This is a genomic window from Halomonas saccharevitans (assembly GCF_032333995.1).
Classification (GTDB): domain Bacteria; phylum Pseudomonadota; class Gammaproteobacteria; order Pseudomonadales; family Halomonadaceae; genus Halomonas; species Halomonas saccharevitans.
The window spans coordinates 33635-54382 of sequence record NZ_JAVXUR010000002.1; the positions used below are offsets into that span (position 1 = coordinate 33635).

General features: G+C 66.4%; 18 protein-coding genes and 2 tRNA genes. 2 read left to right on the forward strand and 18 right to left on the reverse strand.

Going from position 1 to position 20748, the window contains the following annotated elements; all coding sequences use genetic code 11:
• Positions 1 to 150 precede the first annotated feature (150 nt).
• The 8 genes from RSO68_RS05565 to rlmE form a co-directional block, all read right to left on the reverse strand.
• Positions 151 to 227 (reverse strand) — tRNA-Met (locus RSO68_RS05565).
• Between the two features lie 107 nt (positions 228 to 334).
• Positions 335 to 421 (reverse strand) — tRNA-Leu (locus tag RSO68_RS05570).
• Between the two features lie 23 nt (positions 422 to 444).
• On the reverse strand, positions 445 to 804 hold the full coding sequence (secG, locus tag RSO68_RS05575) for a preprotein translocase subunit SecG (RefSeq protein ID WP_315585768.1): 360 nt from the start codon (positions 802 to 804) through the stop codon (positions 445 to 447).
• Positions 805 to 808: 4 nt separating this feature from the next.
• Positions 809 to 1558 (reverse strand): triose-phosphate isomerase, encoded by a 750-nt coding sequence (gene tpiA / locus RSO68_RS05580; protein ID WP_315585769.1) that lies wholly within the window; start codon positions 1556 to 1558, stop codon positions 809 to 811.
• Between the two features lie 109 nt (positions 1559 to 1667).
• Positions 1668 to 3017 carry a phosphoglucosamine mutase gene (gene glmM / locus RSO68_RS05585; protein ID WP_315585770.1) on the reverse strand — a complete coding sequence of 450 codons (1350 nt, stop codon included), beginning with the start codon at positions 3015 to 3017 and terminating at the stop codon, positions 1668 to 1670.
• Positions 3010 to 3873 (reverse strand): dihydropteroate synthase, encoded by an 864-nt coding sequence (folP, locus tag RSO68_RS05590; protein WP_089847553.1) that lies wholly within the window; start codon positions 3871 to 3873, stop codon positions 3010 to 3012. Before folP ends, glmM begins: the two co-directional genes overlap by 8 nt.
• Positions 3874 to 3951: 78 nt before the next feature.
• Entirely contained in the window at positions 3952 to 5916 is a 1965-nt protein-coding gene (gene ftsH / locus RSO68_RS05595) for an ATP-dependent zinc metalloprotease FtsH (RefSeq protein WP_089847555.1), read from the reverse strand.
• 199 nt (positions 5917 to 6115) lie between these two features.
• Positions 6116 to 6805 carry a 23S rRNA (uridine(2552)-2'-O)-methyltransferase RlmE gene (gene rlmE / locus RSO68_RS05600; RefSeq protein ID WP_315585771.1) on the reverse strand — a complete coding sequence of 230 codons (690 nt, stop codon included), beginning with the start codon at positions 6803 to 6805 and terminating at the stop codon, positions 6116 to 6118.
• 191 nt (positions 6806 to 6996) lie between these two features.
• Between rlmE and RSO68_RS05605 the strand changes: the two genes are divergently transcribed.
• Positions 6997 to 7323: a YhbY family RNA-binding protein gene (locus RSO68_RS05605; protein WP_089847559.1), complete on the forward strand. Its 327-nt coding sequence runs from the start codon at positions 6997 to 6999 to the stop codon at positions 7321 to 7323.
• A gap of 159 nt (positions 7324 to 7482) precedes the next feature.
• Here the strand turns inward: RSO68_RS05605 and greA are convergent, their stop codons facing one another.
• From greA to RSO68_RS05640, 7 genes are all read right to left on the reverse strand, one after another.
• Entirely contained in the window at positions 7483 to 7959 is a 477-nt protein-coding gene (greA, locus tag RSO68_RS05610) for a transcription elongation factor GreA (RefSeq protein WP_089847561.1), read from the reverse strand.
• Entirely contained in the window at positions 7956 to 11201 is a 3246-nt protein-coding gene (gene carB / locus RSO68_RS05615; RefSeq protein WP_315585772.1) for a carbamoyl-phosphate synthase large subunit, read from the reverse strand. Before carB ends, greA begins: the two co-directional genes overlap by 4 nt.
• Positions 11202 to 11255: 54 nt before the next feature.
• On the reverse strand, positions 11256 to 12401 hold the full coding sequence (gene carA / locus RSO68_RS05620; protein ID WP_315585773.1) for a glutamine-hydrolyzing carbamoyl-phosphate synthase small subunit: 1146 nt from the start codon (positions 12399 to 12401) through the stop codon (positions 11256 to 11258).
• Between the two features lie 405 nt (positions 12402 to 12806).
• Entirely contained in the window at positions 12807 to 13613 is an 807-nt protein-coding gene (gene dapB / locus RSO68_RS05625) for a 4-hydroxy-tetrahydrodipicolinate reductase (protein WP_089847568.1), read from the reverse strand.
• Between the two features lie 101 nt (positions 13614 to 13714).
• Positions 13715 to 14092 (reverse strand): cupin domain-containing protein, encoded by a 378-nt coding sequence (locus RSO68_RS05630; protein WP_315585774.1) that lies wholly within the window; start codon positions 14090 to 14092, stop codon positions 13715 to 13717.
• Between the two features lie 70 nt (positions 14093 to 14162).
• Positions 14163 to 15068 carry a DMT family transporter gene (locus RSO68_RS05635; protein ID WP_315585775.1) on the reverse strand — a complete coding sequence of 302 codons (906 nt, stop codon included), beginning with the start codon at positions 15066 to 15068 and terminating at the stop codon, positions 14163 to 14165.
• Positions 15065 to 15343 carry a DUF2218 domain-containing protein gene (locus RSO68_RS05640; RefSeq protein WP_315585776.1) on the reverse strand — a complete coding sequence of 93 codons (279 nt, stop codon included), beginning with the start codon at positions 15341 to 15343 and terminating at the stop codon, positions 15065 to 15067. The genes RSO68_RS05635 and RSO68_RS05640 overlap by 4 nt, the downstream gene beginning before the upstream one ends.
• Positions 15344 to 15552: 209 nt before the next feature.
• On the opposite strand from RSO68_RS05640, the gene corA reads away from it, so the two are divergent.
• On the forward strand, positions 15553 to 16518 hold the full coding sequence (corA, locus tag RSO68_RS05645; protein ID WP_315585777.1) for a magnesium/cobalt transporter CorA: 966 nt from the start codon (positions 15553 to 15555) through the stop codon (positions 16516 to 16518).
• 95 nt (positions 16519 to 16613) lie between these two features.
• Here the strand turns inward: corA and dnaJ are convergent, their stop codons facing one another.
• The 3 genes from dnaJ to grpE form a co-directional block, all read right to left on the reverse strand.
• Positions 16614 to 17762: a molecular chaperone DnaJ gene (dnaJ, locus tag RSO68_RS05650; protein ID WP_089847578.1), complete on the reverse strand. Its 1149-nt coding sequence runs from the start codon at positions 17760 to 17762 to the stop codon at positions 16614 to 16616.
• Between the two features lie 92 nt (positions 17763 to 17854).
• A complete protein-coding gene (dnaK, locus tag RSO68_RS05655; RefSeq protein ID WP_089847580.1) occupies positions 17855 to 19783 on the reverse strand; it encodes a molecular chaperone DnaK in 1929 nt (642 codons plus the stop codon).
• 120 nt (positions 19784 to 19903) lie between these two features.
• Complete coding sequence (gene grpE / locus RSO68_RS05660) at positions 19904 to 20527, reverse strand: nucleotide exchange factor GrpE (protein WP_315585778.1); 624 nt, start codon at positions 20525 to 20527, stop codon at positions 19904 to 19906.
• Between the last annotated feature and the right edge of the window lie 221 nt (positions 20528 to 20748).

Consider the following 20748-nt stretch of genomic DNA (forward strand, 5'->3'; position numbering starts at 1 on the left):
ATTGGCGTTGCCCGAGCAGCGCCGCCGGCGTTTCCGGCTGACATGCTGCTAACAAAAAGCCCCTTCACAGGAAGGGGCTTTTACAAGAAACCTGTATACCACTTCGGCACTCTGGCACGCTCCTGTTGCTGCGCATGCCTGCCAAGAAGATGGTAGCGGGGACCGGATTTGAACCGATGACCTTCGGGTTATGAGCCCGACGAGCTACCAGACTGCTCCACCCCGCATCAATCTAGGCCGGTGATTGTAAGCCCACATGACTCGATGGTCAAGTGGCAACACCGCTTTCTGCCAATCCTGCTTCGAAGGTGCGAACTGCTCGCTTGCTTCGATTTGGTGCCGAAGGCGGGACTTGAACCCGCACGACCGTAAGGTCACTACCCCCTCAAGATAGCGTGTCTACCAATTCCACCACTTCGGCATCGGGGGAGGCTGGATGACGACTCAGTCGCCGCTTTCCTCCAGCACTGGCGCAGTATTATCCACATCACGGCTGCCGCCGTCAAGGGTCGGCACGGCATTCTGTTGCTCGATCAGCTCGGCATCGGGAATGCCAGCCTCGGGCGCATCGCCGGCCTGAGAGGCGAAGTACGCCAGGGTCAGCGAGGTGGCGAAGAAGGCCGCGGCCAACAAACCGGTGAACTTCGCCAGGAAGTTACCGCTGCCCCGCGAGCCGAACACGGTCTGGGAGGCACCGCCACCGAAGGCGGCACCGGCTTCGGCGCCCTTGCCCTGCTGCAGCAGGATCAGGACGACCAGGGCGATGGCGATCGCCACGTGGGTCATGAGAATGGCAACTTGCATGGATTCAACCTGCTGACTGACAAATGGCTAGGAAATCGTCGACCTTGAGGGAGGCACCCCCCACCAGGCCGCCGTCGATGTCGGGTTGGGCGAGCAACTCGGCGGCATTATCCGCCTTCATGCTGCCGCCGTACAGCAGACGCATGCCGGCGGCGAGCGTCTTGTCATGGCGCGCCAGGCGCTCGCGCAGGGCAGCGTGAACCGCCTGCGCCTGCTCGGGCGTGGCGGTGCGGCCGGTGCCGATCGCCCAGACCGGCTCGTAGGCCACGATCAGGCGCGAGTGCTCGGCCGGGTCGAGGGCCTCGAACACCGCCTCGAGCTGGCCCAGCACCACCGCCTCGGTGCACCCGGTCTCACGCTCCTCGAGGGTCTCGCCGACGCAGAGCACCGGGGTGAGCCCCTCGTGAAGCGCCGCTTTGACGCGCGCCAGCACCGCCGCGTCGTCCTCGCCGAACAGGGCACGGCGCTCGGAGTGGCCGACCAGCACCAGGCGGGCGCCGCACTCGCGCAGCATGGCACCGCTGACCTCGCCGGTGAAGGCGCCGGAGGGCCGATCGCTGAGCGTCTGCGCGCCCACCGTCACGGCGGTCTCGCCAAGCGCCTGAGACGCGGCCCCCAGGAAGGGGAAGGGCACCATCAGCGCCACCTCGACGTTCACGGGCAGGGAGCCCCCGGCGAAGGCCCGGCCGAACTCCTCGACCAGGGACAGGGAGCCGTTCATCTTCCAGTTCCCGGCGATCAGCGGCATGCGCATGGAGCTTACTCTTTCAAGGTGGTGCGAAATGGTATATGAGGGGCCCAATCAAGACAACCAGAGTCAAGACAACCAGAGTCAGGACAACCGGGGCCGTCGCCCCCGACGCTCAGCAGAGCAGCGCCTCGACGTCATCGGCCAGGCGCCGCGCCAGGCCGTCGACGTCCAGGTGGGCCCGACCCTCGACCATCACGCGAATCAGCGGCTCGGTGCCCGAGGCGCGCAGCAGCACGCGCCCCTGATCGCCGAGCTCCTCCTCCAGGGCGCTCACCGCCTGCTTAAGCGCCGACTGATCGAGCAGCGCCTTGGCGTCACTGCCCGGCGTCAGGCGCACGTTGACCAGCGCCTGCGGCGCCTTCTCGAGCCCGGCGAGCAGGCGCTCCAGCGATTCGCCCGTGCGAACCATGATCGCCAGCACCTGGAGCGCCGAGACGATACCGTCGCCGGTGGTCTGCACATGGCCGCAGACGATGTGCCCCGAAGACTCGCCGCCCAGCTGCCAGCCGTTGGCCGCCAGGCGCTCCATGACGTAGCGGTCGCCGACCTTGGCGCGCTCGAAGGGGATCTCGAGCGCTTCCATGGCCGTAGCCAGGCCGAAGTTGGACATCAGAGTGCCCACCACGCCGCCGCCCAGATCACCCCGGGCATGCCGATCGCAGGCGATCAGGTAGAGGATGTCGTCGCCGTCGATCTCGCGGCCGTCGGCATCCACCAGCAGCACTCGGTCGCCGTCGCCGTCGAAGGCCACGCCGAGGTCGGCGCCCTGCTCGACCACCGCGGCGCTCAGGGCGTCGGGATGGGTCGAACCCACCGCCTGGTTGATGTTGAGGCCGTCGGGCGAGGCGCCGATCAGGCTGACCTCGGCCCCCATTTCGCGGAACACGCTGGGCGCGATGTGGTAGGTGGCACCGTGGGCGCAGTCGATCACCATCTTCAGCCCGTGCAGGCTGACCCGGTCGGGAATGGTCGATTTGCAGAACTCGATGTAGCGGCCGGGGGCATCATCGACCCGCATCGCCTTGCCCAGCTGAGACGGCCCCACGGTGGTCAACGGCTCCTCGAGCATCGCCTCGATGTCAGCCTCGACCGCATCGGCCAGCTTGGTCCCGGCGGCGGAGAAGAACTTGATGCCGTTGTCCTGGAAGGGATTGTGCGAGGCCGAGATGACGATGCCCGCGTCGGCGCGGAAGGTGCGCGTCAGATAGGCGATGGCCGGCGTCGGCATCGGCCCCAGCAGCATCACATCGACGCCGGCGGCGGAGAGCCCGGACTCCAGCGCCGACTCGAACATGTAGCCGGAGATCCGCGTGTCCTTGCCGATCATCACCCGGGCCCGCCCGGTCTCACGCGTCAGCACGCGACCGGTGGCCCAGCCCAGCTTGAGCATGAAATCGGCGGTGATGGGAGGCTCTCCCACGGTGCCACGAATGCCGTCGGTGCCGAAATAGCGTCTAGTCATGCGTACCGCCTTCCTCGAGTACGGCCCAGGTCATGTTCACCGCGTCCACGTGGGGCCCCACGTCGTGAACGCGCAGGATGCGTGCGCCGCGCTCCACCGCCATGGCGGTGAGCGCCAGGCCGCCGGAGAGACGCTCCTCTACCGGCCGCCCGAGCACCTTGCCGATCATGCTCTTGCGCGACATGCCGACGAGAAGGGGCAACCCCAGGGGCGCCAGCTGATCCATGTGCTTGAGCAGGCGCAGGTTGTGCTCCACGGTCTTGGCGAAGCCGAAACCGGGATCGAGCAACAGGCGCTCGCGACGCAGCCCGGCGGCCTCGCAGGCGGCCACCCGCTGCGCCAGGAAATCGGCCACGGCCTCTTCCACCGGCACATCGTAATGCGGCTCCTGCTGCATGTCGCCGGGCTCGCCGAGCATGTGCATGAGGCACACCGGCAGGCCGCTGGCGATCGCCGCCGACAGCGCGCCCTCGCGGCGCAGGTTGCGCACGTCGTTGATCATGCCGGCCCCGGCCTCGGCCGTCGCCTGCATCACCTCGGGGGTGCTGGTATCCACCGAGACCAGCGCATCGAACTCGCGCACCAGCGCCTCGACCACCGGCACCACTCGGTCCAGCTCCTGCTGGGGCGATACCGGCTCGGCCCCGGGGCGCGTGGACTCGCCGCCCACGTCGATGATCGCGGCGCCCTCGGCGAGCATCTGCTCGGCATGACGCAGGGCGTCGTCCGGCACCGCGTGGCGCCCGCCGTCGGAGAAGGAGTCGGGAGTGACGTTGAGGATCCCCATGACGCGGGGAAAGGAGAGGTCGAGGCGGTGCCGGCCGCACTGCAGGTGGGTCGCTGTGCTGGTATCCATCGTCTTCCTGTTGATCGAACGGCGTGATCGAACGGCAAAGGCGCCCCGCAGGGCGCCTGAGAGTACTGCCGGTGCGGCTCAGCTGCCGGCCGGGCCACCCAGCGGGTCGGAGGGTCGACGCGAGGGCGTGTCGTCGTCTTCGGCGTCGTCGCTCGCCGCCGGGCCGGTCTCGGCATGCGGCTCGCCGCCGGTGGGGGCACCGCCGCTCGGATCATCCCAGCCCTCGGGCGGACGCGGGTCGCGACCGGCCATGATGTCCTTGAGCTGAGTGGAGTCGATGGTCTCGTACTTCATCAGCGCATCGGCCATGGCGTCCAGCTTCTCGCGATTCTCGCTGAGGATCTGCTGAGCCTGCTCGTAGCAGCCGTCGATGATCTTGCGCACCTCCTTGTCGAGCTTGGAGGTCGTCTCGCCGGACTTGAGCTTGCCGCCCTGGCCGGGGCCGCCGAGGAACTGATGGGACTCGTCCTCGTCGTACATGATCGGCCCCATCTCCTCGGAGAGGCCCCATTTGGCGACCATGTTGTGCGCAAGCTCGGTGGCCCGCTTGATGTCGTTGGAGGCACCGGTGGTGACACCGTTCGGTCCCAGCGTCATCTCCTCGGCGATGCGGCCGCCGAACAGCGAGCAGATCTGGCTGATGATCTGCTGGCGCGACAAGCTGTAGCGATCCTCCTCGGGGAGGAACATCGTCACGCCCAGCGCCCGGCCGCGGGGGATGATGGTGACCTTGTAGACCGGGTCGTGCTCCGGCATCACCAGGCCGATAATGGCGTGGCCCGACTCGTGATAGGCGGTGTTGAGCTTCTCCTTGTCGGTCATGACCATGGACTTGCGCTCGGCGCCCATCATGATCTTGTCCTTGGCGAGCTCGAGCTCCTCCATGCCCACCAGGCGCTTGTTGCGACGCGCGGCGAACAGGGCGGACTCGTTAACCAGGTTGGCCAGATCGGCGCCGGAGAAGCCGGGCGTGCCGCGGGCGATCAGCGACGGCTTGACGTCGTCGGCCAGCGGCACCTTGCGCAAGTGCACGTTGAGGATGTGCTCACGGCCGCGGATGTCCGGCAGCGGCACCACCACCTGACGGTCGAAGCGGCCCGGGCGCAGCAGCGCCGGATCGAGCACGTCGGGACGGTTGGTGGCGGCGATGACGATGACGCCCTCGTTGGCCTCGAAGCCGTCCATCTCGACCAGCAGCTGGTTCAGCGTCTGCTCGCGCTCGTCGTTGCCACCGCCCATGCCGGCGCCGCGCGAGCGACCCACCGCATCGATCTCGTCGATGAAGATGATGCAGGGCGACTGCTTCTTGGCCTGCTCGAACATGTCACGCACGCGGGAGGCACCCACACCGACGAACATCTCGACGAAGTCGGAACCGGAGATCGAGAAGAACGGCACCTTGGCCTCGCCGGCGATGGACTTGGCGAGCAGCGTCTTGCCGGTACCGGGCGGGCCGACCATCAGCACGCCGCGCGGGATGGTACCGCCCAGGCGCTGGAACTTGGTCGGATCACGCAGGAAGTCGACTAGCTCCTCGACCTCTTCCTTGGCCTCGTCGCAGCCGGCGACGTCGGCAAAGGTGGTCTTGATCTGGTCCTGGGAGAGCAGCTTGGCCTTGGACTTGCCGAAGCTCATGGGCCCACCCTTGCCGGCCCCGCCGCCCTGCATCTGGCGCATGAAGAACATGAAGATGGCCAGGATGAGCAGGATCGGGAAGCTGGCGATCAGCAGGCGCATCCACAGGCTCTGCTGCTCGGGCTCCTTGCCCACCACGGTAACGTCATTGGCCAACAGATCGTCCATCAGCTTGGGATCCTCCGCCGCCGGGCGGATGGTCCGGAACTGCGAGCCATCGGTGCGCTCACCGGCGATGGTGTAGCCATCGATGGTCACGCTCTTGACCTGCTGGTTCTGCACCTGCTGGACGAACTGGGAATAGTTCATCGCCTGCGGTGAGCTGTCGACGCTGAAATTGTTGAACACCGTCAGCAGCACTGCCGCGATGACCAACCACAGAATCAGGTTCTTCGCCATGTCGTTCAAGGGACTACCCTCATTGCAAGAATCTGTCGGCCGAAAATGCCTGGTCCTTCGACACTACATGAGCGGCACATGTTCAGCCAGCCTACGGCCGGAGCGGGAATATCCGTCACTGTGACACAGTCCCGTCATCCTGTCCGACAATCGGCCCATTAGTCGCTGCCTATCGGGGCAGTGCCCCGTATTGCGACCGAGGCACGCCTCAGCCGCGAAATCCTTCCGCCAGCAGGTAAACCTCACGCGAGCGGGCCCGTGAGGCCTCCGGCTTGCGCGTCACCACGCGCTTGAAGCTGCCGCGCAGCTCCTTCAGGAACTCGTCGAACCCCTCGCCTTGGAAGACCTTGGCCAGGAAGGTGCCGCCGGGTGACAGCGTCTGGCGCGCCAGCTCCAGTGCCAGCTCCACCAGATACATCGCCTGGGGCTGGTCGATGGCGGCCATCCCACTCATATTGGGGGCCATGTCCGACATCACAAGGTCTACTGGACGATCGCCGAGGGTTTCGAGTATCGCCTCGAGCACGTGCTCTTCGGTGAAATCGCCCTGCACGATGTCGACATCGGCCAGGGCATCCATCTCGAGGATGTCCGAGGCGATCACCACACCGCTCGACCCGACCTTCTCGGCGGCCACCTGGCTCCACCCGCCCGGGGCGGCACCCAGATCGATCACGGTCATGCCGGGGCGTAACAGACGATCCTTCTCGTCCAGCGCCAGCAGCTTGTAGCTGGCCCGGCTGCGATAGCCGTCCTGCCAGCTCTGCTTCACGAACCGGTCGTCGAAGTGCTCCTTCATCCAGTCCTTGCTGGTCTTACTGGTCTTGCTGGCGGAGGCCTTGCTGGCCGGCTTCTTGCCGGCAGCGCCCTTGGCGCGGGAAGCATGGGGACGTGCCACGGCATCACCTGTGAATGGCCATGAATGACAGGTAGTCGAGCGAAATCCGGGAAGACCCGAGGGAGGTGCGACGGGGTGCTGACCTGCGGACCCGGTCGATGGAGAAGCAGGCAACGGGTAACGAGCTTTCGCCGCGGGACGATTCGCCGTACCATGTGCGCTGCGCGCCAACCGGGAAGAAGCAAGATACCATGAGCTTGTCACAGGCACAAAAGAAAGCATTTCGCAGCATCGGCCACCATCTCGACCCCGTGGTCACGGTCTCCGAGAACGGCGCCTCCGAAGGGGTGCTCGCCGAACTCGACCGCGCTCTGCGCGACCACGAGCTGGTCAAGGTCAAGCTCGCCCTGCCCGACCGCGACGACCGCGCGGCCATGCTCGACGAGCTGGTCACGGCGAGTGGCGCCGAGCCGGTGCAGAAGATCGGCAAGATGGCCCTGCTCTATCGCCACAACCCCAAGGTCAATCCGAAGCTCTCCAACATCACGCGCTTCGAGGAACACCACGGGCGGCGCTGAGGCGCCCGGCGGTCTATGATCGCCAGAGGCCACGACGCAAGACCGTAAAAAAGAAACCCCGCCGACTCCGGTCCGCGGGGTTTCTTCTTGTCTGACGGGCATGGCGCTCGCTGATGCTGCCCCACCAACCCCGCCGGCGAGCGGCGGGGCGGCAAGCGCCTACAGGTGCTCGACGCTGGCGATCTCGTACTCGACCTCGCCGCCGGGCGTCTTCACCACCACCACTTCGCCCTCTTCCTTGCCGATCAGGGCACGGGCGATGGGCGAGGTGACCGAGATGCGACGCGCCTTGATGTCGGCCTCGTCCTCGCCGACGATGCGATAGGTCACCTCCTCGTCGTTGTCGAGGTTGATCAACCCCACGGTGACGCCGAAGATCACCTTGCCGGTCTGGGGCAGCTTGGCGACGTCGATCACCTGGGCGTTGGAGAGCTTGCCCTCGATCTCCTGGATACGCCCCTCGATGAAGCCCTGCTGCTCACGAGCCGCATGGTACTCGGCGTTCTCCTTCAGGTCGCCGTGCTCACGAGCCTCGGCGATGGCGGCGATCACCCTAGGGCGCGCCTCGCCTTTCAGCTCCTCGAGCTCCTTGCGAAGCCGCTGCTCACCGGCGACGGTCATCGGGACCTTGTTCATTGCGTAGCTCCTGCATGCAGTTCCTGTAGCCGCCGCACGGTGATGGCGTTGCCATACTCGAGCGCCATGCACACGGCGTTGGCTCCTGCCAGGGTGGTGGCGTAGGGAACCTTGCGAGCGAGTGCGGTGCGGCGGATCACCGAGGAGTCATTGATGGCCTGGCGGCCCTCGGTGGTATTGACGATATAGGCGACCTCGTCGTTCTTGAGCAGATCGACGATGTGGGGACGGCCTTCATAGACCTTGTTGACGATCTGAACCGACAGCTCGGTGCCCTCGAGGGCCTTCGCCGTGCCGCGGGTCGCGCAGAGTGTGAACCCCAAGGTTACCAGAGAACGGGCCACCTCGATAATGCCTGCCTTGTCCGGGTCGCGCACCGAGAGGAACGCCTTGCGCTTACCCTCGAGCCGCGGGATCGCCTCGCCGGCACCCAGCTGCGCCTTGTAGAAGGCCTCGGCGAAGGTGTCGCCCGAGCCCATCACCTCGCCGGTGGACTTCATCTCCGGCGAGAGGATCGGATCGACCCCCGGGAACTTGTTGAACGGGAAGACCGCCTCCTTGACGCTGTAGAAGTGCGGCACGATTTCGGCCTCGAAGCCCTGCTCGGCCAGGGTCTGGCCGGCCATGCAGCGCGCGGCGACCTGGGCCAGGGAGGTGCCGATGCACTTGGAGACGAAGGGCACGGTGCGCGAGGCGCGCGGGTTGACCTCGATGACGTAGATCTCATCGTCCTGCCAGGCCAGCTGGACGTTCATCAGGCCCTTGACGCCGAGCTCCACGGCCATCTGCTTGACCTGCTCGCGCATCGCGTCCTGCACCTCGGCGGGCAGCGAATAGGGCGGCAGCGCACAGGCGGAGTCGCCGGAGTGCACGCCGGCCTGCTCGATATGCTGCATGATGCCGCCGATCACCACTTGGCTGCCGTCGCTGACCGCGTCGATGTCGATCTCGATGGCGGCATTGAGGAAGTGATCGAGCAGTACCGGCGAGTCGTTGGAGACCTTCACCGCGTGGGTCATGTAGTTCTCGAGCTCGGAGGCGTCGTAGACGATCTCCATGGCGCGGCCGCCGAGCACGTAGCTGGGGCGCACCACCAGCGGGTAGCCGATCGCCTCGGCCTTGGCGAAGGCCTCGTCGAAGCTGCGCGCGGTGGCGTTGGGCGGCTGCTTGAGGCCCAGCTTGTCGATCATCTGCTGGAAGCGCTCGCGATCCTCGGCGCGGTCGATGGCGTCCGGGGTGGTGCCGATGATCGGCACACCGGCGGCCTCGAGCTCGCGGGCGAGCTTGAGCGGGGTCTGGCCGCCGAACTGCACGATCACGCCGACCGGCTGCTCCTTGTCGGCGATCTCCAGCACGTCCTCCAGGGTCACCGGCTCGAAGTAGAGGCGATCCGAGGTGTCGTAGTCGGTGGAGACGGTTTCCGGGTTGCAGTTGACCATGATGGTCTCATAGCCGTCGTCGTGCATGGCGAAGGCGGCATGGACGCAGCAGTAGTCGAACTCGATGCCCTGGCCGATGCGGTTGGGTCCGCCGCCGAGCACCATGATCTTCTTCTTGTCGCTGACCTCGGCCTCGCACTCTTCCTCGTAGGTGGAATACATGTAGGCGGTGTCGGAGGCGAACTCGGCGGCACAGGTGTCGACGCGCTTGTAGACCGGGCGGATGCCGGCCCGCTGACGCGTACGCCGGAACTCCTTCTCGGCGACGCCCAGCAGGCGCGCCAGGCGGGCGTCACTGAAGCCCTTGCGCTTGAGCCGGTAGAGCTCGCGCGGGGTGAACTCGGAGAGCGGGCGCGTGGCCACCTCGGCCTCGATCCGGATCAGCTCCTCGATCTGCACCAGGAACCAGCGATCGATGTTGGTCAGGGCGAAGACCTCCTCGAGGCTCATCCCGGCGCGCATGGCGTCGGCGACGAAGAAGATGCGCTCGGCGCCGGCGGCCTGCAGCTCACCCTTGATGTGCGCCATGGCCTCGGCGGCGAACGCGCCGGGCTTCTGCTCGGGAAACACGGGATCGAGGCCGTCGTTGCCGGTCTCCATGCCGCGCAGCGCCTTGTGCAGCGACTCCTGGAAGGTCCGGCCGATGGCCATCACCTCGCCCACCGACTTCATCTGGGTGGTCAGGCGATCGTTGGCCTGAGGGAACTTCTCGAAGGTGAAGCGCGGGATCTTGGTGACCACGTAGTCGATGGCCGGCTCGAAGGACGCCGGGGTGCGGCCGCCGGTGATGTCGTTCTGCAGCTCGTCCAGGGTGTAGCCCACGGCCAGCTTGGCGGCGATCTTGGCGATCGGGAATCCGGTCGCCTTGGAGGCCAGCGCCGAGGAGCGCGACACCCGCGGGTTCATCTCGATGACCACCATGCGCCCGGTCTGCGGATCCATACCGAACTGGACGTTGGAGCCGCCGGTCTCGACGCCGATCTCACGCAGCACCGCCAGCGAGGCGTCGCGCATGATCTGGTATTCCTTGTCGGTCAGCGTCTGGGCCGGGGCCACGGTGATGGAATCGCCGGTGTGCACGCCCATGGGGTCGAAGTTCTCGATGGCGCAGACGATGATGCAGTTGTCGTGCTTGTCGCGCACGACCTCCATCTCGTACTCCTTCCAGCCGAGCAGCGACTCGTCGATCAAGAGCTCATGGTTATTCGAGAGCTCGAAGCCGCGCTGGCAGATCTCGTCGAACTCCTCCTTGTTGTAGGCCACGCCGCCGCCGGAGCCGCCCATGGTGTAGGAGGGGCGGATGATGGTCGGGAAGCCCAGCTCGGCCTGGATCTCCCAGGCCTCCTGCATGCTGTGCGCCACCTTGGCCTTGGGGCACTCCAGGCCGATGTTCTTCATCGCCTTATCGAAGAGGTCGCGATCCTCAGCCTTGTTGATGGCATCGGCGTTGGCGCCGATCATCTCCACGCCGTACTTGGCGAGCACGCCGTGCTTGTCGAGCTCCAGGGCGCAGTTCAGCGCGGTCTGCCCGCCCATGGTGGGCAGGATGACGTCCGGGCGCTCGGCCTCGATGATCTTCTCCACCGTCTGCCAGGTGATCGGCTCGATGTAGGTGGCATCGGCCATCGCCGGGTCGGTCATGATGGTGGCCGGGTTGGAGTTGACCAGGATGACCCGGTAGCCCTCCTCGCGCAGCGCCTTGCAGGCCTGGGCGCCGGAGTAGTCGAATTCGCAGGCCTGGCCGATGACGATGGGGCCAGCACCAATGATCAGGATGCTCTTGATGTCGGTACGCTTGGGCATGACGGTTTCCGCGGCTAATCGATGAATGACGGTCTGATGTAGGGCGATTCGCGCCTAGCGGCGTTCCTTCATCATGGTGACGAAACGGTCGAACAGCGGCGCCACGTCGCGCGGGCCCGGGCTCGCCTCGGGGTGACCCTGGAAGCTGAAGGCCGGACGGTCGGTGCGCTCGATGCCCTGCAGGGTGCCGTCGAACAGCGAGCGATGAGTGGCGCGCAGGGTAGCCGGCAGGCTCGCCTCGTCGGCGGCGAAGCCGTGGTTCTGGCTGGTGATCATCACCTTGCCGGTGTCGAGATCCTGTACCGGGTGGTTGGCGCCGTGGTGGCCATGACCCATCTTCACCGTCTTGGCGCCGCTGGCCAGCGCCAGCAGCTGGTGGCCCAGGCAGATGCCGAACAGCGGGATCTCGGTCTCGAGGAACGCCTCGATGGCCGTGATGGCGTAGTCGCAGGGCTCGGGGTCGCCGGGGCCGTTGGAGAGGAAGATGCCGTCCGGGGCCATCGCCAGCACCTCGTCGGCCGGGGTCTGGGCCGGCACCACGGTCAGCCGGCAGCCGCGCGAGGCCAGCATGCGCAGGATGTTGCGCTTGGCGCCGAAGTCATAGGCGACCACGTGATAGGGGCGCTCGATGGCGCTCGCATCGGCGTAGCCCTGGCCCAGGGCCCACTCACCCTCGTGCCAGTCATGGGCGGTCTGGCAGGAGACCACCTTGGCGAGATCCATGCCCTTGAGGCCCGGGAAGGCGCGGGCCGCGGCCAGGGCGCGCTCGACGGCGTCCTCACCCTCGGCCTCGCTGCCCGCCAGGATGGCGCCGTTCTGGGCGCCCTTGTCGCGCAGGATGCGGGTCAGGCGACGGGTGTCGATGTCGGCGATGCCGAGCACGTTCTCGCCCTTGAGGTAGTCGGAGAGCGACTGCTCGCTACGAAAGCTGCTGGCCAGCAGCGGCAGGTCGCGAATCACCAGGCCCGCCGCGGCGGTGCCGCCGGACTCGACGTCCTCGGCATTGACGCCGGTGTTGCCGATATGGGGATAGGTGAGAGTGACGATCTGTCGGGTATAGGAGGGGTCGGTCAGGATTTCCTGGTAGCCGGTCATGGCCGTATTGAACACCACCTCACCGCTGGTTTGTCCATCGGCGCCGATGGCCGTGCCGTGGAATACACTTCCGTCTTCCAGGGCCAGTATCGCGGGTCTGTTCAATGCTAGATCCTCCCAAGTGTTAAGAGACAGCTCGTCAAGCCGTGCCATTCGCCGGGCCGCAAAAAAGCGGGACGAACCCGATGGCTAGACCGGTTTCATCCCGCTTGTTGTCATTCGCTCGGAATGCCTGGGCCGAAGCAACAAGCGCTGTGAAGGGGCTTTCGCCCGTGCGCCCGGCCAAAATTTTCGGGATATTACAGGAAACGACGCCTCGCGACTACCCCCTGGAGGGACGACAGTCCCCGGCGAGCCACGGCACATGCCGCGAGAGGCGCCGGGGGCAGGTCGTAGAGGGGGTCCGAAGCCCAGGGATGGCGGAGGTAGCGTACAGGGACGTATTCACAGCGCCCCCTCGAAGAGCTGCCGCCGGAACAGCCTCGTGCCCTGTGCCAAGGACCGGCCTTCTTATTCCAGGCCCAGCACGTCCTGCATCGCGTAGCGGCCATTGCCCTGGCCGGCCACCCAGCGTGCCGCACGCACCGCGCCCTTGGCGAAGGTCATGCGGCTCGACGCCTTGTGGGTGATCTCGATGCGCTCGCCCTCGGTGGCGAACATCACCGTGTGCTCGCCGACGATGTCGCCGGCGCGCACGGTGGCGAAACCGATCTCCTTGTCGGTACGCGGGCCGCACTGGCCGACCCGCTCGAACACGCCGTACTCCTTGAGCGGACGCTCCAGGGCGTCGGCCATCACCTCGCCCATCTTGAGCGCGGTGCCAGAGGGGGCGTCGACCTTGTGACGATGGTGGGACTCGATCACCTCGATATCGTAGCCCTCGTCGCCCAGCGCCTTGGCCGCGGTCTCCAAGAGCTTGAGGGTCAGGTTGACCCCCACGCTCATGTTCGGCGCGAAGACCATCGGCACGCGATCGCCATAGCCATCGAGCTCGGCGAGCTCGGCGTCATCGAGGCCGGTGGTGCCAATGACCATGCGCTTGCCGTGCTCGGCACAGAAGGCCAGGTTGGCCAGGGTCACCTGCGGGGCGGTGAAGTCGATCAGCACGTCGAAGTCGTCGACGATGGCGCCGAGGCTGTCCGCCGCCGTCACGCCCAGCTTGCCGATGCCGGCCAGCTCGCCGATATCGGCGCCGACCAGCGAGCTGCCCGGCTCGACGACCCCGCCGGCCAGGGTGGCCTCGGCGTCCTGCTGCACGGCGTTGACCAGAGTGCGGCCCATGCGGCCGGCGACGCCGACGATGGCGATACGGGTCATGCGGACTCCTGCGAATGCGATGATGGAAAGCGCCGGCAGTATAACAGAGCGGGCCCGGCATGGCCGGGCCCGCGAACACGCGCAGCGATCAGAAGAGACGACTACTCGGCATCCGCCTCGCGCTTCGTGACATGCTCGGTGCCCGGCGCATGTTCGGGCGGGCTGTAGGTGGTGTAAAGCTTGAGCATGCCGCTACCGATATTCTTGAAATTGTGGAAGACGCCGGAGGGCACGATGCTCACGTCGCCGGCCTGCACGGCTACCTTGACCTCGCCAATCGTGGCCTCACCCTCTCCTTCGACGAAATAGAGCAGCTGGTCGTGGCCCTCGTGGACCTCACCGCCGATCTCCCCGCCCTGGGGGATGGCCATCAGCACCAGCTGACTCTGCTCGCCGGTCCATATCACCTGGCGAAACTCGTCGTTGTCCTTGGCCATCTGCACGATGGGCAGGGTCGTGCGCTGCGTTTCCTGCGTCATGGTCGCTCCTCGCATCAGTATATTCATCCAGACTAGGAAGTCAGTCGAACGCCGGCAAGGGGCCGCGACCTCATGACGCCGCGTCGTCGCGACGCAGCAGCAACGCCATCGCCACCACCACCAGCAGGCTGCCCGGCAGCCAGACCCAGTCGATCCGCCCCGGGTCGCGGACGAACAGCAGCAGCATCGAGACGAAGGGCACCAGGTAGCTGTAGGCGGTGACCGCCCCCGGCGTCAGCACCGCGGTGGCGCGCTGCAGCAGCCAGAAGGTCAGGGCGCTGGAGAAGAGGCCCAGATAGATCAGCAGCAGCAGGTCACGGCCGGTCATGGTCGCCAGGCGCGTCACCGGCTCGACGGCGAGGCCCGCCAGCCCGACCAGGACGGCGCCGAGCCCCAAGCTCCAGAAAGTGCGCACCGCGGCCGAGGCCGGCAGGCGCCCGGTCGACATCCCCCACTTGCTGAGCACCGGATAGAGCGCCGTGGCCAGGCAGCCGAGGAAGAACACGGCCTCGCCGATGCCGAACCGCAGACGCCCGCCCTGCCCCAGGGACTCGGCGATGGCCAGCCCCAGCGCCCCCGCCGCGCCGAGCGCCAGGATCAATGGCAACCGCCAGCTCATCCGCTCGACCCCGACGCCCGCCCCAAGCAGGAAGGCCAGCAGCGGCACCGTGACGAACAGGGTGGACATGGAGAGCGCCGTGGCATGATGTGCCGCCCAGAACATGGCGCCGAAGAAGCCGGCCAGACAGAGCCCCATCAGCGCGTAGAGCGGCAGGGTTCGCCCATCGGGCAGGAAGTCCGGCGAGCACCGGGCCAGCCACCACAGGCCCGCACAGGCGATGAGAAAGCGCAGTGCGGTCAGCGATAGCGGTGGCAGCTCGCTCATCACCCCCACCGCGGGGAACGAGAGCCCCACCAGCACCGCCCACAGCAGCATGCCGAGGTGGGCGGCACGAACCGAGAGTGACTCGTTCAATTTTCCCAGACGATATCCAGGGTCACCCCCGCGAGCCCCTCGAGGGCGGCATTCACCCTGCCCTCCAGCTGATCCAGGCTCTCGTCATCCAGCGTCTCGACGGCCACGCTCAGGTGCTGCGGCCGGGCCTCGAGCAGGCAGCTGCCTTCGTCGAAGCTCACCCGCGCCTGGGTCGCTTCCCTATCGATCGGCTGGGCGTCGGCCCACTCCTGGCAAAGCCGCTCGATCAGCCCCTTGGCATCCTCGGCGGGAATATCGGCACGTGAAATCGGCATGGGTGACCCCGTGTTCCTTGGACATGAGCCTCCAGCCTATGACGACAGCCACCGCCAACGCCACCCCGCGGCGACGCGGCCTGTCGTCGGGCCCTTTAGCCCGAGGCCGCAGCCCGTCTCGTCGCCACACCCATCGACCGCCCCTACAAACGACACCCGGGCACTATGCTGTGGCACACGGCACCACCATGAAGCGGGAGGGCTCGACAATGATCATCAACTGCGTGGCCTACGAGAAGGGACACCGCCTGCGCGACATCTCCACTGATGAGATCGGCGACACCCTGGGGCACCCGGAGCGTTTCGTGTGGGTCGCCCTGCACGATCCCGACGCGGCGGAGATGGCCCGCTTCCAGGAGATCTTCGGCCTCCACGAGCTGGCCGTGGAAGACGCCCTGAACGGGGGCCAGCGCCCCAAGCTCGAGGAGTACGGCGAGGCGCTGTTCGTGACCATGCACATGGTCACCCTGCATGGCGACGAGATGGAGACCGGCCAGGTGGCGGTGTTCGCCGGCCCCGGCTACGTGCTCTCGGTGCGCCAGCACCCGAGCCGCGGCTTCGCCGAGGTGCGCCGGCGCTGCGAGCGGGAGCCGAAGCTGTTAAAGCACGGCCCGGCGTTCGTGATCTACGCCCTGATGGACGCCATCGTCGATCGCTACTTCCCGGTGGTCGAGGCGCTGCAGGCCGAGCTCGAGAGCATCGAGGAGCAGATCTTCGTGCAGGGCACGGCGCGCCAGGGCCTGGAGCGGCTCTACCAGCTCAAGCGCCAGACCATGCGGCTCAAGCACGCCGCCATGCCCCTGAGCGAGGCCGCCGGCTACCTGTCGGGCATCCGGGTGCCGGGCCTGTGCCGCAAGACCCGGGAGTACTTCCGCGACGTCTACGACCACCTGAGCCGTATCGAGGCGGCGGTGGACACCGTTCGCGAGATGACCATCACCGCCATCCAGGTGAACCTCTCGATGGTGGCCATCGACGAGGGCGAGGTGCACAAGCGGCTCGCGGCCTGGGCCGCCATCTTCGCGGTGGCCACCATTCTCGCCGGCATCTGGGGCATGAACTTCACCCACATGCCGGAGCTCGACTGGCGCCTGGGCTACCCCCTGGCCCTGCTGGTGATGGGTGGCGCCTGCGGCGTGCTCTACCGACGCTTCCGGCGGGCGGGGTGGCTATAGCGAGCCACGCCGCAGGCCGCAGCCCAGCAACGGACACGAGAAGGCCCCGCCTCCTATCGGAGTGCGGGGCCCTGTCGGTTCCTGCGGGACTAGCCTTACGGCTTCATGTCCTCGAAGAACTTCTTCACGCCGTCGAAGAAGCTCGACTTCTTCGGCGAGTGATGGCTCTTACTGCCCTCCAGGCTGTCCTGGAAGGCGCGCAGCAGGTCCTTCTGCTCCTCGCTGAGCTTGACCGGAGTCTCCACTACGACCTTGCACAGCAGATCGCCGGGGGGACCGCCGCGCACCGGCTTGACGCCCTTGCCGCGCAGACGGAACAACTTGCCGGTCTGGGTCTCGGGCGGGATCTTCAGCTTGACCCGAGCCTCCAGGGTGGGCACCTCGAGCTCGCCGCCCAGCGCCGCGTCGACGAAGTTGATCGGCACCTCGCACTGCAGGTGACGGCCGTCGCGCTGGAAGATGTGGTGCGGCTTGATCGCCACCTGCACATAGAGGTCCCCGGGTGGTCCGCCATTGACGCCGGCCTCGCCCTCGCCGTTCAGGCGAATGCGGTCGCCGGTATCCACGCCGGCCGGGATCTTCACCGAGAGGGTGCGAGTCTCGCGCACCCGGCCCTCGCCATGGCACTTGTGGCACGGCACCTTGATGTGCTCGCCGCCGCCGTGACAGGTCGGGCAGGTCTGCTGCACGGCGAAGAAGCCCTGCTGCATGCGCACCTGACCCATGCCGTTACAGGTCGGGCAGGTCTCCTTGCTGGAGCCCGGCTCGGCACCGCCACCGTCGCAGCGCTCGCACTCGACATGGCGCGGCACGCGGATGTCCACGCTGGTGCCGGCCACGGCGTCCTCGAGGTCGAGCTCGAGATTGTAGCGAAGGTCGCTGCCGCGCTGCGGGGCGTTGGGGTGGCGACGACCGCCGCCCCCGCCGAAGATGTCGCCGAACACATCGCCGAAGATGTCGCTGAAGCCGCCGGCACCGGCCCCGGCGCCACCGAAGCCGCCACCGCCGCCGGCCTGGCCGTCGACGCCGGCATGGCCGAACTGGTCGTAGGCCGAACGCTTCTCGCCGTCGCTCAGGACCTCGTAGGCCTCGGAGACCTCGCGGAACTTCTCGGCTGCCGAGTCATCATCCGGATTGCGGTCCGGGTGGAATTTCTGGGCGAGGCGTCGGTAGGCCTTCTTGATGTCCTTCTGGTCGGCACCGCGCTCGACGCCCAGTACTTCGTAATAATCACGCTTGGACATGAGTCTGTCCGCCTCCGTAGGGACTCTGCGGAAACACCAACGCGGGAGTCAGGCCCCCGCGCTGGCATCATCCGTCAAACAGATGTCGTGGTTTACTGCTTTTTCTGGTCGTCGTTGACTTCTTCGTACTCGGCGTCGACCACGTCATCTTCCTGCTTGGCGGCGCCCTCATCGGCCTCGCCGGCCTGCTGCGCGGCCTCACCCTGCTCGGCGTACATCTTCTGCGCCAGGGTGCCGGAGGCCTCGGTCAGTTTGTCGAGCTTGGCCTGGATGTCCTCCTGGTCGTCGCCCTTGATCGCCTCTTCCAGCTCGGAAGCGGCGGTCTCGATGGCCTGCTTCTCTTCATCGCTGGCCTTGTCGCCGGCCTCTTCGAGGGTCTTGCGGGCGGCGTGGATCATGCCGTCGGCCTGGTTGCGCAGCTGGACCAGCTCCTCGAACTTCTTGTCCTCGTCGGCGTGCGCCTCGGCATCCTGGACCATCTGCTCGACTTCTTCCTCGGACAGGCCGCTGGAGGCCTTGATCACGATGGACTGTTCCTTGCCGGTGGCCTTGTCCTTGGCGGACACGTTCAGGATGCCGTTGGCGTCCAGGTCGAAGGCGACCTCGATCTGCGGCACGCCGCGCGGCGCCGGCGGAATGTCGGCCAGGTCGAAGCGACCGAGCGACTTGTTGCCGCCAGACTGCTTGCGCTCACCCTGCAGCACGTGAATGGTCACGGCCGTCTGGTTGTCATCCGCGGTCGAGAAGGTCTGCGTCTTCTTGGTCGGGATGGTGGTGTTCTTCTCGATCAGCGGCGTCATCACGCCACCCAGGGTCTCGATGCCCAGCGTCAGCGGGGTGACGTCGAGCAGCAGCACGTCCTTGACGTCACCGCCCAGCACGCCGCCCTGGATCGCCGCGCCCACGGCCACGGCCTCGTCCGGGTTGACGTCCTTGCGGGCGTCCTTGCCGAAGAACTCGGCCACGGACTTCTGCACCATGGGCATGCGGGTCTGACCGCCGACCAGGATGACGTCGTCGATCTCGCCGTTGGACAGGCCGGCATCCTTGAGCGCGGTCTTGCACGGCTCGAGGGAGCGCTTGACCAGCTCCTCCACCAGCGACTCCAGCTTGGCCCGGGTCACCTTCACGTTGAGGTGCTTGGGACCGGTGTTGTCGGCGGTGATGTAGGGCAGGTTGACGTCGGTCTGCTGAGCGCTGGACAGCTCGATCTTGGCCTTCTCGGCGGCTTCCTTGAGGCGCTGCATGGCCAGGTTGTCGCCGGACAGGTCGATGCCGCTGTCGGCCTTGAACTGATCGACCAGGTAGTTGATCAGCTTCATGTCGAAGTCTTCGCCGCCCAGGAAGGTGTCGCCGTTGGTGGCCAGCACCTCGAACTGAGTCTCGCCGTCGACGTCGGCCACTTCGATGATGGAGATATCGAAGGTGCCGCCACCCAGGTCATAGACCGCGATGGTCTTGTCGCCGCGAGACTTGTCCATGCCGTAGGCCAGCGCGGCCGCGGTCGGCTCGTTGATGATGCGCTTGACCTCGAGGCCGGCGATACGACCCGCGTCCTTGGTGGCCTGACGCTGGGAGTCGTTGAAGTAGGCCGGCACGGTGATCACCGCCTCGGTCACTTCTTCGCCCAGGTAGTCCTCGGCGGTCTTCTTCATCTTCTTGAGGACTTCGGCGCTGACCTGCGGCGGCGCCAGCTTCTTGTCCTTGACCTGCACCCAGGCATCGCCGTTGTCGGCTTCGGTGATGGTGTAGGGAACCATCTTGACGTCTTTCTGGACGACATCGTCCTTGAAGCGACGGCCGATCAGGCGCTTGATGGCGTACAGGGTGTTCTCGGGGTTGGTGACCGCCTGGCGCTTGGCCGCCTGGCCCACCAGCGTCTCACCGTCCTCGGTGTAGGCGATGATGGACGGCGTAGTCCGTGCGCCTTCGGCGTTCTCGATCACCTTGGCCTGGTCACCGTCGAGCACGGCGACGCAAGAGTTGGTGGTCCCCAGGTCAATACCGATGATGCGTCCCATAGGAAATCCTCAAACTGGCAGTTGAATTCGTGATCTGCGGCTTTCGCCGCGGGGTTGCCGTCTATCTGGGGGCCCTCGAAACCTTTTCAAGACCCGAGGGCCGCTTTTCTATGGTCGGTGTCAGCCGGCGGCCTGGCTGACGACCACCATGGCCGGACGGACCAGGCGCCCGTTGAGCAGGTAGCCCTTCTGCACCACCTCCATCACGGAGTTGGGCTCCATCTCAGGATTGGGCACCATGGCCATGGCCTCGTGGTACTGCGGGTCGAAGGGCTCACCATGGGGCTCCACCACCTCGACACCGAACTTGGTCATCACGTCGTGCTGCATCTTGAGCGTCATGGAGACGCCCTCGATGTGCGCCTCGCTGGCCTCGTCGCCCATGGACTCGAGCGCCTTCTCGAGGCTGTCGATCACCGGCAGCAGCTCCTTGACGAACTTCTCCAGCGCGAACTTGCGGGCCTTCTCGGCCTCCTGCTCGGCGCGACGCCGCACGTTCTGTGCCTCGGCGGCCGCCCGCATGGCCTGATCCTTGGCCTCGGCGACGCTCTGTTCGAGCTCCTCGACGCGCGCCGCCAGCACCTCGGCCTCTGGATCGCCGGCGGCCTCGGCCTCGGTGGCGGCCTGATCGGCGCCCTCGATGGCCTCCTCCAGCTCACCCTCCACGGTCTCGGCCTGGGGCGCGGCTTCCCGCTCCTCGCGAGCGAGTTCGTCGTCCAGCGGGGTCTGAGAGTCTTTAGCCATGTGGGGTCTCCTGAATGGCAATCAGCGGCCAGGGCCGCTGGCAAGGCATGAATGATGGCTTGAATAACGGTCTGCGAGGTATATGGGGCTGGCCGCGGTGAACTCAAGGCGTCGTCGCGAGACGAATTTGCGGGTGCATTGTGGGGGCCGCTTGACTACTGTATAAACGAACAATACTTGTATGGATGCACAGTATTTGAAGGACAGTACTTGAGGGACAG

Coding starts and splice junctions, on each gene's coding strand:
- secG (WP_315585768.1), bottom strand. CDS start 804: ATGCAAGTTGCCATTCTCATGACCCACGTGGCGATCGCCATCGCCCTG.
- tpiA (WP_315585769.1), bottom strand. CDS start 1,558: ATGCGCATGCCGCTGATCGCCGGGAACTGGAAGATGAACGGCTCCCTG.
- glmM (WP_315585770.1), bottom strand. CDS start 3,017: ATGACTAGACGCTATTTCGGCACCGACGGCATTCGTGGCACCGTGGGA.
- folP (WP_089847553.1), bottom strand. CDS start 3,873: ATGGATACCAGCACAGCGACCCACCTGCAGTGCGGCCGGCACCGCCTC.
- RSO68_RS05605 (WP_089847559.1), top strand. CDS start 6,997: ATGAGCTTGTCACAGGCACAAAAGAAAGCATTTCGCAGCATCGGCCAC.
- greA (WP_089847561.1), bottom strand. CDS start 7,959: ATGAACAAGGTCCCGATGACCGTCGCCGGTGAGCAGCGGCTTCGCAAG.
- carB (WP_315585772.1), bottom strand. CDS start 11,201: ATGCCCAAGCGTACCGACATCAAGAGCATCCTGATCATTGGTGCTGGC.
- dapB (WP_089847568.1), bottom strand. CDS start 13,613: ATGACCCGTATCGCCATCGTCGGCGTCGCCGGCCGCATGGGCCGCACT.
- RSO68_RS05630 (WP_315585774.1), bottom strand. CDS start 14,092: ATGACGCAGGAAACGCAGCGCACGACCCTGCCCATCGTGCAGATGGCC.
- RSO68_RS05640 (WP_315585776.1), bottom strand. CDS start 15,343: ATGCCGATTTCACGTGCCGATATTCCCGCCGAGGATGCCAAGGGGCTG.
- corA (WP_315585777.1), top strand. CDS start 15,553: ATGATCATCAACTGCGTGGCCTACGAGAAGGGACACCGCCTGCGCGAC.
- dnaJ (WP_089847578.1), bottom strand. CDS start 17,762: ATGTCCAAGCGTGATTATTACGAAGTACTGGGCGTCGAGCGCGGTGCC.
- dnaK (WP_089847580.1), bottom strand. CDS start 19,783: ATGGGACGCATCATCGGTATTGACCTGGGGACCACCAACTCTTGCGTC.
- grpE (WP_315585778.1), bottom strand. CDS start 20,527: ATGGCTAAAGACTCTCAGACCCCGCTGGACGACGAACTCGCTCGCGAG.